This is a genomic window from Amycolatopsis sp. NPDC004772 (genome assembly GCF_053601215.1).
Genome location: NZ_JBSGBK010000060.1, coordinates 1 through 15,756, shown reverse-complemented (window position 1 = coordinate 15,756; position 15,756 = coordinate 1). Strand labels below are relative to the sequence as shown.

Sequence of the window (15,756 nt, the reverse complement as noted above, 5' to 3'; positions counted from 1 at the left end):
GTTTCCCCGTGGAAGCCAGCAAACAGCACCGGACGGGCCCGTTCTCCCGAGTGGAGAGCGGGCGCTCCGTCAATGCCGGGGGAACCCTCTCCGCAGTCGGACGGCTGATCGAGCGGGCGGATGCCCTGCACCTGCGGGCGCCCGAACTCGCGCTCGTCCTCGGTGAGCGTGCGGCCGCGCTGGCCGAAGCCGCCAGCGCCGACGAGCAGTGGATCCGGGCCGAGAGCCTGGTCGTGTCCGCCCGCGTCCGGCTCGGGATGCGGCCGGCCACGGTCGGGCGCGCGGTCGCGGCGTTGCGCGCGGCCGAGCACGCGGGCTACGGCGACATCGCGGCGCGGCTGCGGATCGACCTCGCCGTCTGCGCGCGAAGCCTGGGCGTGCCGCTGACCGGCCTCGCCGCGTTGCGGCCGGTGCTGACGGATCCGGTGGTCTCGCCGGTGCACCGCGCGGCGGCGTTGTCGCACCTGGTGGGCTGCCTGGGCCAGCTCGGGCGCAAGCCGGAGCTGGACCGCGTGCTGGTGGAGGCGGACAAGCTCGTCGTCGGCGACGACTCGCTGGGGGCGGACACCCAGCTGCTGGTGCGAGCGCTGTTGCGGGTCGGCACGGCCGCCCACCGCCGGCGCCACGGTGATCTGACCGCGGCGGCGGACGCGGCCCGGACCGGCCTCGGGTTCTTGGAGAAGCTGGACAACCCGGCCGACGACGGCGGCCTCGTCCGCATCCGGCTGGTGTTGCTGCTGGTCAGCACGCTGCTCGACCGCGGCGACACCGAAATGGCGTACGAGATCGCGGAGCCGGTGCTGGCCGAGCCGGTGCGGGCGGCGGGCGTCGCGCCGATGGGCTGGCTGCGGCTGGCGGTCGCGACGCGGGTCCACTTGCCTTCGGGAGCCGGTGAGGCGGCGATCGAGCTGGTGCGGGAAGCCGTGGCGAGCACGGATCGGCACGGGCTGTCGGCGATCACCGCGCGGCTGTGGTTGGAACTGGCGCAGCTGCAGGAGCGGTTCGGGCAGGCGGAGGAGGCCATCGCGTGCCTGTACCGCTCGCGGGCGGCGGAGCAGCTGCACGCCCGGGCCCGGCGGCAGGCGTGCAGTGTGCTGGCCGGGGAGTTCGGCAGCGGGGAGCCGGCCTCGGTCGATCTGGACGAGGTGTTGAAGGCGGTGCCGTCGCGGTCGGTGCCGGTGGTCGTCGCTGAGCAGCCGCCGGTCGCTGCCGCCGAGCCGGAGCCTCGTGCGCCGGCTTGGTCGTTCGGGCGGGAGGAGACGCCGTCGCGGGCGCCGGCTTGGTCGTTCGAGCGGCCGCGGGTGACGGCGGACGCGGCGGAAACGACGTTGATGCCGGCGGTGCGGGACGAGCCGCCGGCCGCGCGTCGGCCGGAGCCGGTCGAGGTTCGGCGGGCTGAGGAACGGCCTGAGGTGGCCGAGCCTCGGCCTGAGGTTGTCGAGCGGCGGCCTGGGGCTTTGGAGCCGCGTTCGGGGCGGGACTCGGCGCCGGGCGCGGTTTCCCAGGGGCGGCCTGAGTCTGTTCAGACTGGGCGGGATTCGGCGCCGGTCGAGGCACGGTCGGCCGAGCGCGGTCGGGCGTCGGCTGAGGTGCGGTCGCCTGAGCCGCGGTTGGCGGACCGTGGTCGGGAGCCGGTCGAGGTGCGGTCGCCCGAGTCGCGGTTGGCGGAGCGTGGGCGTGAGCCGGAGATCCGGCGGGAGTCTGGCGATCAGCGTTCGGGGCCTATCGAGGTGCGGCCGCCGGAGCCGCGGTTGGCCGAACGTGGTCGGGAATCCGCCGAGGTGGGGCCACCCGAGCCGCGGTTGGCCGAGCGCGGGCGGGAGCCGGACTTCCGGCCCGAGGCTGCCGAGCCGGTTACCCGTGCGGAGCCTGCCGAGGCCGCCGCGCCCGCCGAAACCGGCAAGACCAAGTTCTCCTGGGCCGCGCTGGCCGAGGCTCGGCTGCGGGAGACCGCCGCCGAGCGGGAATCGGCGCCCACTCGCGTCACGCCGGCCTTGCCGCTCGCGCCCGAGCCCGCTGCCGAGCGGGAGCCGTGGGCGTCGGAGGGGCGACGGGAGGAGCCGCAGCCGTCGACGCGTCACGACGCCGAGCACGGCTCCGTGGCCGCGCGGTCCGTGCTCGACCGCCTGGGCATCTCCGCCTCCGGAGGCGCCGGGGGCCGCCGCCGGGCGGAAGACGCCGAGAGCCCGCGTGCCGAAGAACCGGCCCGTGAGCTCGCTCCGCCGCCGCGGCCGGAGGACGAACCGCCGTCCGTGCCGGACTACCGCGACGAGGCCGAGCCGTGGTTGCCGCGGCTGCGGATGCCACCGTCGCTGGAGCCGATGGAGGATTTCGGACACTGGACGCCGGCGACGGCCCCGTTCCCGGAGAGCTACGCCCGCGCGATCGCGGAGGACGAGCCCCCACCGGACGCGGGCCTGGCCGACCTGCTCGCCCGCGCCCTCGCCGAGCACCAGGCGGGCACGGCGAGCGCGGCGGCCTTGGTCAAGCAGCTCGGCTCCCAGGACACGGGCCGGCGCAACGGTCACGGCCGCAACGGTCACGGCGCCGAGGTTTCGGACTCCCGCGGCCACAGCTCACGCGACTGATCGGCACCTGGCCGCGGGGGCGCCCCCCGATTTCCACGCTACCGGAGACCACCGACAGTTTCGGCGCGCCGGTGAACCGCCGGCGAGGGTTCACCCCGGCCGGCGTCCAGTCGCTGAGACGTCGCGAACCGTCGCCGACCTGCCTCACCCGGTCCACAGTGGGATCCGTCGCACCCCGGCGTCGCCGACCGGCCGACAGCGTTCGCCGAACGGCCCCGCGCCCGATCAACTGAACCGATCACGTTGGCCCCGCGCCGGGTGACGGCCGGCCAGCACGGCTGGTCAGCGCTGCGCCGGAGCGCTGGAGACAACCCGTCAGTAGCTTGACCGATCCCGCGAATCCCGTGCCCCGGAAGGGTTTTCGCGCCTCCCGGAACCTCCGGGTCTTCATGTGATCCCGGATCGCGGCGCATTAGTGTGGGGTGGCCGGCTCAACGCCGAACCGGCACGGTGCCACCTCACGCAAACTGGAGAGTTGCCTCAAATGAGCTCGACCGGAGTCTCGTCCCTACCCGGAACCGGAGCCGAAACCGAACCCGAATTCGGCCAGCGCTCCCCGGCCAGCCCGGAGCAGATCAGGGACGACCTGATCGACGCCGCGGCCGGGCTGGCGCCGGAGATCGGGGAGCTCATCCGGCTCTACTACCGGCACATCCCGGCCGAAGAGATCGTCGGCGACGAGCCGGTCAACCTGGTCGGCGCCGTCCGCTCGCACCTGCAGCTGGCCAAGTCGCGGATGCCCGGCCGCCCGGCCGTGCGGCTGCTGAACCCGACCGTCGCCGAAGACGGGTGGGCGCGGGAAGCCACCGTCGTGCAGGTCGTCACCGATGACATGCCGTACCTGGTCGACTCCATCGCCGCGGAGTTCGCCCGCGACGGCGTGCAGGTACAGCGCATTGTTCACCCGATCGTGGTGGTCAGCCGCGACCTCACCGGCGAGCTCCTCGAGGTCCACCCCGACGCCGACCCGGCCGAGCCGCCCGCGAACTCGGCCGCCGAGTCGTGGATGTACATCGAGATCGACTTCGTCACCGACCGCAACCGGGCCCGCGAGCTCGACAACCGGCTCTCCAGCGTCCTGGGTGACGTCCGCGAGGTCGTCGAGGACGCCGAGAAGATGGCCCAGACGGCCTGCCAGCTGGCGAGCGAACTCGAAACCGACCCGCCGCGGCTGTCCGCCGACGAGGTCGCCGAGGGCGCCCGGCTGCTGCGCTGGCTGGCCGACGGCCACTTCACCTTCCTCGGCTACCGCCGCTACGAACTGATCGAGAACCCGCACCCGGAGTCCGACGAGCCGGCCCTGCGCGCGGTCCTGGCCTCCGGCCTCGGCGTGCTGCGCCAGGACAGCCTCGCCGCCCGCGGCCTGACCGCCGGCCCGGACACCGCCGCCACCGCGCTCGCGCCGACGCTGCTGGTGCTCACCCAGGCGAGCGCGCCCTCGACCGTGCACCGGCCGGTCTACCCGTACTACGTCGGCGTCAAGACCTTCGACGCCGAAGGCAACGTCACCGGCGAACACCGGTTCCTCGGCATGTTCACCACCACGGCGCTGCACGAGAACGTCCTCGACATTCCCGTCGTGTGCAAGCGCGTGCGCGAGGTCATCCACCGCGCCGGCTTCCCGATCGAGTCGTTCTCCGGCCAGCGGATGCTCGAAATCCTGCAGAACTGGCCGCGCGCCGACCTGTTCTCCGCCGACACCGACTCGCTGTACTCGACGACGACCGGCGCGATCACCCTCTCCGACCGCCGCCGGCTGCGGCTGTTCCTGCGCCGCGACCCCTACGGCCGCTTCTACTCCTGCCTCGTCTACCTCCCGCGCGACCGCTACACCACGCGCTCCCGGCTGGCGATGCAGGAAGTCCTGCTCGAAGAGCTCGAAGGCACCCAGCTCGAATACAGCGCGCGGATCGGCGAAACCGTCCTGGCGCAGGTCCACTTCGTCGTCCACACCGACCCGGCGCGCCGGCTCGAGCCGGACACGCTCAAGATCCAGGACCGGCTGAACGACGCCGTCCGCACCTGGGACGACCGGATGGTCGAAGCGGTCCTCGACGAACGCCGGGAGCGCGCCGACGGCGGCGTCGCGGTCGGCATCGTCGGCGAGGAATCGGCCACCGAGCAGGGCCAGCGCTTCGCGATGGTCTTCCCCGAGGGCTACAAGGAGGACTTCACCGCCGAAGAGGCGCTCGCCGACCTCCGCTCGCTGGACTCGCTGACCGACGAAGGCGACCTCGCGCTGTCCTTCTACCAGCCCGCCGACGCCGCGCCGGGCGAGCGGCGCTTCAAGCTCTACCTGCGCGGCGAGGGCGTCACGCTCTCGAAGGTGCTTCCCGTACTGCAGGCCATGGGCGTCGAGGTGGTCGACGAGCGGCCGTACGAGCTGCACCGCGAGGACGGCGGCGCGTGCTGGATCTACGACTTCGGCCTCCGCGTCGACCAGAAGATGCTCGACGACTCCGACGAGCACGCCGTCGAGGAGCTGCGCGGCCGCTTCCAGGACGCCTTCGAGGCCGCCTGGCGCGGCGACGCCGAGGTCGACGGCCTCAACGGGCTCGTCCTGCGCGCCGGGCTCAACTGGCGCCAGGTCGCCGTCCTGCGCGCCTACTCGCGGTACCTGCGGCAGGCCGGCAGCGCGTTCTCCCAGGACTACATCCAGAACACGCTGCTGAACCACACCCAGGTCGCGACCAAGCTCCTGCGGCTGTTCGAGGCGAGGTTCGACCCGCAGCTGTCCGACGCCGACCGCGAGGCCGCCACCGAAGCGCTGGTGGGCGAGCTGAACGCGATGATCGACGAGGTCACCAGCCTCGACGAGGACCGCATCCTGCGCCGCCTGATGGCCGTCATCCGGGCCACGCTGCGGACGAACTACCACGTCACCGGCGCCGACGGGACGCCCCGCGAGTACCTGTCGATCAAGCTCGACCCGGCCGGCGTGCCCGATCTGCCCGAGCCGCGGCCGAAGTTCGAGATCTTCGTGTACTCCCCGCGCGTCGAGGGCGTGCACCTGCGCTTCGGCGAGGTCGCGCGCGGTGGCCTGCGCTGGTCGGACCGCCGCGAGGACTTCCGCACCGAGATCCTCGGCTTGGTCAAGGCACAGGCGGTGAAGAACGCGGTGATCGTGCCGGTCGGCGCGAAGGGCGGCTTCGTCGTCAAGCGCCCGCCGGCCCCGAGCGGCGACGCGAGCATCGACCGCGACGCCCAGCTCACCGAGGGCATCGCCTGCTACCGCATGTTCATCTCCGGCCTGCTCGACCTGACCGACAACCGCATCGAGGGCAAGACCGTCCCCGCGCCCGGTGTGGTCCGGCACGACGCCGACGACTCCTACCTGGTCGTCGCGGCCGACAAGGGCACGGCGAAGTTCTCCGACATCGCCAACGAGGTCTCGGGGCAGTACGGCTTCTGGCTCGGCGACGCGTTCGCCTCCGGCGGCTCGGTCGGCTACGACCACAAGGCCATGGGCATCACCGCGAAGGGTGCCTGGGAGAGCGTCAAGCGGCACTTCCGCGAGCTGGGCAAGGACACCCAGACCGAGGACTTCACCGTCGTCGGCATCGGCGACATGATGGGCGACGTCTTCGGCAACGGCATGCTGCTGTCCGAGCACATCCGCCTGGTCGCGGCGTTCAACCACATGCACGTCTTCCTCGACCCGAACCCCGATGCGGCGACGTCGTACGCCGAGCGCCGCCGGCTGTTCGACCTGCCGCGCAGCTCGTGGGACGACTACGACCGCTCGCTGATCAGCGAAGGCGGCGGGATCTACCCGCGCACGGCGAAGTCGATCCCGATCAGCCCCCAGGTCCACGCGGCGCTCGGGCTCGAGGAGGGCGTCACCGCGCTGGCGCCGATGGACCTCATCCAGGCGATCCTGCTGGCGCCGGTCGAGCTCCTCTGGAACGGCGGCATCGGCACCTACGTCAAGGCGGAGAACGAAACCCACACCGCGGCGGGCGACAAGGCCAACGACGCCATCCGCGTCGACGGCAAGCAGTTGCGCGTCAAGGTGTTCGGCGAAGGCGGCAACCTCGGCCTGACCCAGCTCGGCCGGATCGAGTTCGCGCGCAACGGCGGGAAGATCAACACCGACGCGCTCGACAACTCGGCCGGCGTCGACTGCTCCGACCACGAAGTCAACATCAAGATCCTGCTCGACCACCTCGTCCAGACCGGCAAGCTGGAGCGCGAGCAGCGCAACGAGCTGCTGGAGGAGATGACCGACGAGGTCGGCGCGCTGGTGCTCAAGGACAACTACCGGCAGAACGCCGTCCTCGGCGTCAGCCGCGCGCACGCCGCGCCGATGCTGTCGGTGCACGCGCGCCAGGTGCAGGCGCTGGTGTCCGCGGGCGCGTTCGACCGCAAGCTCGAGGCCCTGCCGAGCAACTCGGAGTTCCGCGAGCTGGAGAAGGCGGGCAAGGGCCTCACCTCGCCGGAGCTGGCGACGCTGCTCGCGCACGTCAAGCTGGAGCTGAAGGACGAGCTGCTGGCCAGCGACCTGCCGGACTCGAAGGTCTTCGCGGCGCGGCTGCCCGAGTACTTCCCGAAGCCGCTGCGCGAGCGGTTCGGCTCGGCGATCGGCGAACACCCGCTGCGGCGCCAGATCATCACCACGCTGATCGCCAACGAGGTGGTCGACGGGGGTGGCATCTCCTTCGTCTACCGGCTGATGGAGGAGATGAACGCGACGGCGACGGACGCGGTGCGCGCGTACGCCGTCGTGACGCAGGTGTTCGACCTCCCCGCGCTCTGGAAGGAGATCGACGCGCTCGACAACGTCGTGCACACCGACGTCGCCGACGCGATGGTGCTGGAGACGCGGCGCCTGCTCGACCGGGCCGCGCGCTGGTTCCTCACCAACCGGCCGCAGCCGCTGGCCCCGCTGTCGGAGATCAAGCGCTTCGGCCGGGTGCTCGGCAAGCTCGTCCCGAACATCGGCGACCTGCTGCGCGGCCGCGAGGCGGAGTCGGTGCAGAGGCACGTCGACGAGCTGATCGCCGCGAACGTGCCCGAGGGGCTCGCCCGCCGTGTGTCGCTGCTGCTGCACACGTACGGCCTGCTCGACGTCACCGAGGTCGCCGAGCTCGCCGAGCAGCAGATCGGCGTGGACGCGGTGCACAGCCCGGCCGAGACGGCGGAGCTGTACTACGCGCTGTCGGCGCACCTGGACATCGACTCGATGCTCACCGAGATCAGCAAGCTCGAACGCGGCAACCGCTGGCACGCGCTCGCCCGGCTTTCGCTGCGCGACGACGTCTACGGCTCGCTGCGGGCGATCACGCTCGATGCGTTGCGGCACAGCGATCCCGGCTCGTCCGGGGACGCCAAGATCGCGCAGTGGGAGAAGACGAACGCGTCCCGGCTGCAGCGGGCGCGCGTCGCGCTCGACGAGATCACCAAGTCCGGCCGGCTCGACCTGGCGACCCTCTCGGTGGCGGCTCGCCAGATCCGGAGCACGGTGCGGTGACCTACGTATCGCACGTCCGCCCGCGCTGGACGGACATGGACGTCTACGGCCACGTCAACCACGCGAAGCTGGTGACGCTGCTCGAAGAGGCGCGCATCCCGCTGCTGTTCAAGGGCGCCGTCGAGGCGGGGCTGGACCAGCTGCCGAAGGGCATCGTCGTGGTGCGGCTGGAAGTGGCCTACAAGGCGCCGATCGTGGTGTCCGGGCAGGAGCTGCGGGTCGACATCGACCTGACGCAGCTGCGCGCGGCGAGCTTCACGCTGGCCTACCGCGTGCACGGCGGGCCGTCCCCGGACGACCCGGTGGCGGTCACCGCGGAGACGGTGCTGGCGCCGTACGACACGGTCGAGTTGCGGCCGCGTAGGCTCAGCCCGGCCGAGTCGGAGTTTCTGAAGCAGGGGTTCGCGGATGCCTGAGTTGTTCGTGCCGGACGCGGCCGACCGGGAGACCCTCGGCGCGTTCGTCGCCCGCGCGGTCCGGCTGGACGGCCAGACGACCGTCCGGCTGCGCCGGCGCGGCGACGGCGTGGTCGAGGCCTGGACGTCGACGCCGTTCGAGTGCCTGGCCACCCGAGCGGTGGCCGGGGACGTGACGCCGGGTGACGTCACGGTGTCCGGCAACGAGCTGCTCGCGGCGCTGACCGTGGCGGGCGGGCCCCGGATGGACCCGGGCCCGGCCCGCGACCTGCTCTGGCACGGCGAGCTGCCGCCGTCCGGCCGCTGGCCGCTGGTCGACGAGCTTCCGGCGCAGGTGGTGTCCGAGCTGGCGGATCGTGGCGTCACCCTGGCCAGGGACAACGTGGGCCCGCACGGCACGCCGCCGGCGTCGCTGATGGACCAGGCGGTGCTGACCGTGAGCGGCGGTTCGGTCGAGGTCAAGGTGCAGATGCGCTGCCTGTTCGCGATGTCCGGCATGGGGTTCGTGGACTCGGACGTTCCCGGTGACGTGGTCCGCGTGACGGCCACGGACTCGTGGATGCGCCTGGACGCGCGCTATGGCGCGATCGTGCGACGCCGTCACGCGCTGTTACCGCTGTTGTTCTGACGAAGTCCTTACGGCGGCCACCGTCCGGCCCGGATCGTGGCACGCTGGAGGCATGACCCCGGACCAGGACCCGACCGCGGACTTCCTCGACGAGGTCCGCGTGTCGGAGCCGCAGTGGCGACGCGACCGTCCGGAGGGCGAGCAGGCGCCGGAGCGCGCCGAAAGACCTGAGAGGTGGGGCCGCACGCGCGCGGCGGGCCGGGCGGCCGCCCAGGCGGCGCCCTACCTCCAGGCCGCGGCCCTGGTGGCCTGGCTGGCCAGCGGGGCGTTCGACGACGGCTCGGGCAACCAGTCGGGCTGAATCCGCGCCTCCATGGGGCAGGGCTCCGCGAAGTCGGGGCCTTTCAGGTGCTCGAGCCAGGGTCTGCCAAAGTCGAAGCGCCTTTGGCAGCTGCCTCACCGACCGGAACGGCACGCCGACGCCCGAACTTGCACTCCACCCAGACCTGCCCCGCCACCCCGATCCGAAGCCAGCACCCGGCCGTAGTGACAATCGAGCTTCGGGGTGGTGGGCACCCGAAACCTCCCAAGTCAGTTGCATCTCCGGGCAGAGACCCAGCCGGCAGACCTGCTTCCACCACACAGCAGCGATCGACTTTGCCGCAGCTCCCACCTCTCCGGCAGAGACCAACCGAAGTTGAGCTGGTGCAAGTGCTCCTCGACCCCACAGGCCCACCGGCTCGCGCGAGTCGCCCGACTTTGCCAGAACCCGGCGCCACGGCCCACCCTCCCTGGGGGATCCCCCGCTTCCAGCGTATCGGCAGCAACCGACGGAAAGGCCGCCCGAAGGACTTCCGGCCGGAGTTGTCCACAGCCGGCGTGAGTTGTGGAAGCGGCCTCAGACCAGCCAGGCGGCCGAATCCGCGGGCAGCTTCCCCTCCACCAGCGGACTGCTCGACAGCAGCACCTCACCCGGCGGCAGCGCGATCGGCGAGGCCGACGTGTTCAGCGCGCACACCAGCCCACCCCCGCGCCGCCGGAAGGCGAAACACCCGGCCGGTGCGCCGTACCACTCCAGCTCGTCGCCGCTGAATGCCGCGTGTGTCTTCCTCAGCTCGATGGCGGCGCGGTACAGCGACAGCGTCGAGTCCGCGTCCTCGATCTGCTTCTCCACCGTCGACCCCGCCCACGAAGCCGGCATCGGCAGCCACGTGCGCGGGTTCCGCGAGAACCCGAACGGCGGCAGGTCGCCCTCCCACGGCAGTGGGACCCGTGCGACGTCGCGGCCGAACTCGGCGCCACTCGTCTTCGCGCGCGGGTCGGCCATCTCCGCCGGCGCCAGGTCGACGTTCGCCAGCCCCAGTTCTTCGCCGTTGTACAGGTACACCGCGCCCGGCAGCGCCAGCTCGACCAGGGCCATCGCCCGCGCGCGCCGCACGCCCACCGAGCCGCCGCCGTAGCGGCTGACCTGGCGCCAGACGTCGTGGTTGCCCAGCGTCCAAGTTGCCGGGGCGCCCGTGCGGGCCGGGACGGCCAGGGAGCGCTCGATGGCCGTGCGCATCGCGTCGGCGTCGAAGTGGGTCAGCACCAGCCGGAAGTTGAACGCCAAGTGCAGCTCGTCGGGCCGCAGGTAGCGCGACAGGCGTTCCTCGTCGGTCACCCAGATTTCGCCGACCGCCATCGCGTCCGGGAACTCGTCGAGCACCTTGCGGATCATCTGGTGGATCTCGTGGACGCCGTCGTGGTCCCACCGCGGGTCGTAGTAGTGGCTCGGCCCCAGCGCGTTCGCGCGCGGGTCCATGTCCGGCAGGCCGGGCGGCTTGGCCATGCCGTGGGCGACGTCGATGCGGAAGCCGTCGACGCCGCGTTCGAGCCAGAACCGCAGCGTGCGCTCGAGATCCGCGGCGACCTCGGGGTTGGCCCAGTTGAGGTCCGGCTGCTGCGGCGCGAACAGGTGCAGGTACCACTGGCCGTCCGGCACGCGCGTCCAGGCTGGGCCGCCGAAGGCGCTGACCCAGTTGTTCGGCGGGTCTTCGCCCTTCGGCCCGACGCCGTCGCGGAAGATGTACCGGTCGCGCTCCGGGCTGCCCGGCGCGGCCGCCATCGCCGACTTGAACCAGGCGTGCTGGTTGCTGGTGTGGTTCGGGACCACGTCCACGGTGACCTTGATGTTCCGCTTGTGCGCCTCGGTGAGCAGCACGTCGAAGTCGCCGAGGGTGCCGAACATCGGGTCGACGTCCCGCGGGTCGGCGATGTCGTAGCCGTGGTCGGCCATGGGGGAGCGGTAGAAGGGTGTCAGCCACAGCGCGTCGACGCCCAGCAGCTCCAGGTAACCGAGCCGGGAGTGGATGCCTTCCAGGTCTCCGACGCCGTCACCGTCCGAATCGGCGAACGAGCGCACGTAGACCTGGTAAAAGACCGCATCGCGCCACCAGGCGGCCGAGGTCATCAGACGAAGCTGTTCATCATGCTGTGCGCCGCCATCTCCAGGTAGGCCCACAGCTGCCCCCGGTACGGTTCTTCGAGGTTCTCTTCGTCGACGGCGATCCGGATGCACCGCAGCCAGGCGTCCCGCTCGAGCGGCCCGATCTTGAACGGCGCGTGCCGCATCCGCAGCCGCGGGTGCCCGCGCTGGTCGGAGTAGGTGTGCGGGCCGCCCCAGTACTGGATGAGGAACAGCCGGAACCGCTCCTCGGCGGGCCCGAGGTCCTCTTCGGGGTAGAGGGGCCGGAGGATCTCGTCGCGCGCGACCTCCTCGTAGAACCGCCCGACGATCCGGCGGAAGGTCGGTTCGCCGCCGACCGCTTCGTAGAGGTTCGCCGGTTCGCTCACTGCAGACACGCCTTCCATTTTGCCCTTGGGGTGCGGGTTCCCGACGCCCGGTCCGCACAGTTCCGGTTCGTCGCGAACCCGCTCCCCAGCGTAATGGCGCCTACTTCTCGACGGCCGGGGCCGCGGGCGGGAACAGCCGGCCGAGCGGCGGTTCGAAACCCGCCTCCTCCAGGGCCGCCAGCAGCTGGGCCCGCAGCGCCCGCTGGACCGCCCACTGCTTGCCCGGCCGGACCTTCACCGTCAGGCGCAGGGAGAGCCCCTCCGGTGTGACGCTTTCCACACCCAGCATCTCCGGCGGCTCGAGGACGTTGTCCTTGAGCGCGTCGGACTCCGTGGCCGTGACCGCGGCGTCGGCGAGCACCGTCGTCGCGCGCTCGACGTCGGCCGTGTAGCCGAGGGGGACGTCGACGACCGCCACCGCGAAGCCCTGGCTCGAGTTGCCGACGCGCAGCACTTCGCCGTTGCGGACGTACCAGACCGTGCCCTTGACGTCACGCAACGTCGTGATCCGCAAGCCCACCGACTCGACCGTGCCGGACGCTTCGCCCACGTCCACGACGTCGCCGACGCCGTACTGGTCCTCGACCATCATGAAGATCCCGGACAGGAAGTCCTTGACCAGGTTCTGGGCGCCGAAGCCGATCGCGACGCCGATGATGCCGGCCGACGCGATGATCGGGCCCAGGTTGATGCCGAGTTCGCCCAGCACGAGGATGAACGCCAGGCCGTAGATCAGGAACGTCGACATCGACTTCAGCACCGAGCCGATGGTCTTCGCGCGCTGGCGGCGCCGTTCGATGACGGCGGAGCCGAGCACCTCCGGGGCGCGCTCGCGCAGGGGGCGCAGCAGCGACGGGAGCTTGCCGCCGGTCTTCGGCAGCGTCGTGACGCGGTTGATCAGCCTTCTCAGGATCAGGCGCACCAGGAACGCGATCACGATGATCATCAGGATCTTGACCGGTTTGGTGATCAGCCAGTTCGCCGAGCCCGCCAGCCACAGGTTGTGCGTGACGTCGTACACCGTGTAGCAGAACGTGCTGGGGTCCTTCACGCACGGCGGGTCGGCGGAGGGGAGCAGGGAAAGCACGGCGGTTCGTTCATCCTTCCGATCGGGTCGGGCACCCCAACGCCGAGTGGATGTTGGGTCGCGCGGATGTGACACGTCTTGTAACACACGTGCGCTGGGGGCCTGTTCTGTGGTCGACTATGCCTACGCCCCTGGAGGTGGTCGAGTGCCAGACCGACAACCCAGCCCCCGCGGCGTCTCCGGCCAAGCCACGGCCGACGAGGCGCCAGAGGTGGTTCTGCGTGCCTACCCGGGGGGTTCCGCATCCGGCGGAACCGTCCCGGCCGGGCCGGGGACCCGCCCAGGGGGAGTGACCCGCCCGCCCGGACAGCGTAGTAGAGGCCGGGATCCGGCCGCCCCGGCCTGGGGCCGGCGCCGGGTGCTCCTGCTCAACGCCACCTTCGAGCCGCTGACGGCGTTGCCGCTGCGGCGCGCTGTGGTGCTCGTGATGTGCGGCAAGGCCGAAGTGGTCCACGGTGACCCCGGCGGGATCGAGCTGCACTCGGCGAAGGTTTCTCTGCCGGTGCCCTCGGTGATCCGCCTCAGCACGTACGTGCGCGTACCGTATCGCGCGCAGGTGCCGCTGACCCGTGCGGGGCTCATGCACCGGGATCGCTACCGCTGCGCCTACTGCGGAGGGCGGGCCGAGACGATCGACCACGTCCTCCCGCGCAGCCGGGGCGGCCCCCACAGCTGGACCAACTGCGTCGCCTGCTGCGCCAAGTGCAACCACCGCAAAGCGGACAGGCTGCTCTCGGAGATCGGCTGGCGGCTGCGGATCGTCCCGCGGGCGCCCCACGGCCCGCACTGGCGGCTGCTCGCGCATTCCAAGGAGGCCGACCCGCTCTGGCGGCCGTATCTGGGCTCCGCCGCTTAGCTCCCCCGGCGGGCGGAGCGCCCCCTGACAAGCCGGCGCCCCGGCTGCCTGTGCGGCGGCCGGGGCGAGCCGGGTGCTTGCGCTGAGGTAGCGCGTCCCTGGAGTACGGGTCAGGCAGCGAGCGCGTAGTCGCTCTGGCAGGTGACGCGGGTGCCCATGGTGACGCGCGTGCCGCGGGTGACCCGAGTGCCTCGCGTGACGCGGGTGCCGCAGGTGACTCGCGTGCCGGCCGTCACACGCGTGCCCATCGTGACGCGAGTGCCGCGCGTGACCCGGGTCCCTCGGGTGACTCGCGTGCCCGCCGTCACCCGGGTGCCCATCGTGACCCGCGTTCCCGCCGTCACACGTGTACCGCGAGTGACGCGTGTACCCCGGGTAACCCTTGTGCCCGCCGTCACACGCGTTCCGGGCACGAATTCGATGTCGCTCAGTGACGACGTGGTCTCGGTGATCGCCTGTGCGGGCGTCTGGACGCTGTTCATGGCAAGGCCTCCTGGGACCGGTGCGTTACCTGCTGGGGCTGGGGAGCGGGGCGCAAGGCCCGTACAGGTGAAAAAGCTACGAGGATTTCAAGGCCCCGACAAGACGACAGCGGCGGGTGCGGCCGCCTGTACGTTGAGTTGCAACCTTTCGGCCCGACGGTCTTCGCCCCAACGTTCCAGTGGCCGCGAGCCAAGCGGCGGACGGCACTCGGCTTACGACGAACGGTCGAGTGCGCCGCGCGCGGTGGGTGCGGAGGTCATCCGATACGCTCACCGGCGTGAACATCGTCGAGACGATCGTGGTCTTCGCCGTGATCCCGCTGGCCATCTACGGCCTCGCCGGGCTGCTGACGCTCCGGCGCAGGTCCGGCGGTGCCCCGCGGCGCCGGTCCGGCCAGGCCTGGGAGTACCCGGCCATGTGGTGGAGCGCCAACCCCGAAGGGGCGGGCACGGCCCACCGGCACGCCGGCACCGAGAACAGCGCGCCCGAGGGCGCCCCGACCGCGGCGGGAGGCGCTCGTGGCAACTGGTGAGCTGACGAAGCGCGTCGACGAGTCCGAGCTGGGCTACGGCGAGGCTCTGATGGCCACCGGACGGGTGTCCGCGGCCAAGATGTACGAGCCGGAGGCGCCGTCCGGGCCGTTCAACACCCGCCAGCTGGCCCGCCTCGACGAGGCGCTGACGTTCGCTTCGCGCGAGACGGGCTTGGACTTCAGCCTGTACCTCGGCGAGCTCGGCGCGGAGAGCCGTGAGACGGCGGAGAAGCTGCACGCGACGACGGCGGACCCGTCGAACTCGGTGCTGATCGCGGTCTCGCCGGGTGAGCGCAAGATCGAGATCGTCACGGGCAAGGCGGCTTATCTGCGCCTGCCGGACCGCGGTGCCAAGCTCGCGGTGGCGAGCATGGTGGCGTCGTTCAAGGAGGGCGATCTGGTCCGGGGGCTGGTCAACGGCCTGGTGAACGCGCTGCGGATGCTCTCGGACCAGGCTGGTCCTGCTCCTCGGTGATCTTTTGGCTTTTGCGGCCCTGCACCCCTCTTGGGTGTGGGGCCGTTTTGCTTTGTGGGCTCTTTTGAGTTGTCCACTGGCGGGTTGGGCTGTGGATAACTGCGCTGCTGGGTTCTGTTGGGGGCGGGTTTTGTCTGATGTCGCCGATACGCTGGAAGCGGGGGCAGCCCCCAGGGAGGGCGGGCCGTGCCGGGGGTCGGCTGTACCGGAGGGGCGGGATGTGCCGGGGACGGCCGTGCCGGGGGCGGCTGTGCCGGGGGTGGGGTTCGGTTGGCTGCCGCAGAGCCTCACCTGAGTGGGGGTCGGTGGAGAGCCTGCCTGAGGGGTTCCCGCCGGCCCGAACGCCGGATTGTTCAACGGCCGGCAGGTCGTGTCAAGGCGGGAAAGCGTGCCTTGACACGACCAGCCGGCCGCGGAGGCGGCTGCGGATCGGGTGGGCAGGGGGGGGT

General features: G+C 71.6%; 12 protein-coding genes. 8 read left to right on the top strand and 4 right to left on the bottom strand.

Annotation, left to right across the window (positions count from 1 at the left end):
• Positions 1-8: 8 nt before the first annotated feature.
• The 5 genes from ACWEF6_RS29375 to ACWEF6_RS29355 all read left to right on the top strand — a co-directional run bounded on the left by ACWEF6_RS29375 (position 9) and on the right by ACWEF6_RS29355 (position 9,403).
• The gene (locus ACWEF6_RS29375; protein ID WP_449685893.1) at positions 9-2,588 is read left to right on the top strand and encodes a hypothetical protein; all 2,580 of its coding nucleotides are present in this window, start codon (positions 9-11) and stop codon (positions 2,586-2,588) included.
• A 484-nt stretch (positions 2,589-3,072) separates the two neighbouring features.
• Positions 3,073-8,058 carry an NAD-glutamate dehydrogenase gene (locus tag ACWEF6_RS29370; RefSeq protein WP_449685891.1) on the top strand — a complete coding sequence of 1,662 codons (4,986 nt, stop codon included), beginning with the start codon at positions 3,073-3,075 and terminating at the stop codon, positions 8,056-8,058.
• On the top strand, positions 8,055-8,474 hold the full coding sequence (locus ACWEF6_RS29365) for an acyl-CoA thioesterase (RefSeq protein ID WP_310972124.1): 420 nt from the start codon (positions 8,055-8,057) through the stop codon (positions 8,472-8,474). The genes ACWEF6_RS29370 and ACWEF6_RS29365 overlap by 4 nt, the downstream gene beginning before the upstream one ends.
• Complete coding sequence (locus ACWEF6_RS29360; protein WP_449685890.1) at positions 8,467-9,102, top strand: hypothetical protein; 636 nt, start codon at positions 8,467-8,469, stop codon at positions 9,100-9,102. Before ACWEF6_RS29365 ends, ACWEF6_RS29360 begins: the two co-directional genes overlap by 8 nt.
• 52 nt (positions 9,103-9,154) lie before the next feature.
• Positions 9,155-9,403 carry a hypothetical protein gene (locus ACWEF6_RS29355; RefSeq protein ID WP_449685889.1) on the top strand — a complete coding sequence of 83 codons (249 nt, stop codon included), beginning with the start codon at positions 9,155-9,157 and terminating at the stop codon, positions 9,401-9,403.
• 537 nt (positions 9,404-9,940) lie between these two features.
• Here ACWEF6_RS29355 and ACWEF6_RS29350 read toward each other — a convergent pair.
• The 3 genes from ACWEF6_RS29350 to ACWEF6_RS29340 all read right to left on the bottom strand — a co-directional run bounded on the left by ACWEF6_RS29350 (position 9,941) and on the right by ACWEF6_RS29340 (position 12,925).
• A complete protein-coding gene (locus ACWEF6_RS29350; RefSeq protein WP_449685888.1) occupies positions 9,941-11,491 on the bottom strand; it encodes a glycoside hydrolase family 13 protein in 1,551 nt (516 codons plus the stop codon).
• Entirely contained in the window at positions 11,491-11,874 is a 384-nt protein-coding gene (locus ACWEF6_RS29345; protein ID WP_086840497.1) for a globin, read from the bottom strand. Before ACWEF6_RS29345 ends, ACWEF6_RS29350 begins: the two co-directional genes overlap by 1 nt.
• A 100-nt stretch (positions 11,875-11,974) precedes the next feature.
• On the bottom strand, positions 11,975-12,925 hold the full coding sequence (locus ACWEF6_RS29340; RefSeq protein ID WP_396136939.1) for a mechanosensitive ion channel family protein: 951 nt from the start codon (positions 12,923-12,925) through the stop codon (positions 11,975-11,977).
• A gap of 394 nt (positions 12,926-13,319) precedes the next feature.
• Here ACWEF6_RS29340 and ACWEF6_RS29335 point away from each other — a divergent pair, with 394 nt between their 5' ends.
• Positions 13,320-13,817 (top strand): HNH endonuclease, encoded by a 498-nt coding sequence (locus ACWEF6_RS29335; RefSeq protein WP_310972134.1) that lies wholly within the window; start codon positions 13,320-13,322, stop codon positions 13,815-13,817.
• Positions 13,818-13,927: 110 nt separating this feature from the next.
• Here the strand turns inward: ACWEF6_RS29335 and ACWEF6_RS29330 are convergent, their stop codons facing one another.
• The gene (locus ACWEF6_RS29330; RefSeq protein WP_091316368.1) at positions 13,928-14,299 is read right to left on the bottom strand and encodes a hypothetical protein; all 372 of its coding nucleotides are present in this window, start codon (positions 14,297-14,299) and stop codon (positions 13,928-13,930) included.
• A gap of 278 nt (positions 14,300-14,577) precedes the next feature.
• On the opposite strand from ACWEF6_RS29330, the gene ctaJ reads away from it, so the two are divergent.
• Together ctaJ and ACWEF6_RS29320 are read left to right on the top strand one after the other, a co-directional pair.
• Complete coding sequence (gene ctaJ, locus ACWEF6_RS29325; protein ID WP_449685887.1) at positions 14,578-14,832, top strand: aa3-type cytochrome oxidase subunit CtaJ; 255 nt, start codon at positions 14,578-14,580, stop codon at positions 14,830-14,832.
• On the top strand, positions 14,819-15,307 hold the full coding sequence (locus tag ACWEF6_RS29320) for a DUF5130 family protein (protein ID WP_449685886.1): 489 nt from the start codon (positions 14,819-14,821) through the stop codon (positions 15,305-15,307). Before ctaJ ends, ACWEF6_RS29320 begins: the two co-directional genes overlap by 14 nt.
• Positions 15,308-15,756 lie beyond the last annotated feature (449 nt).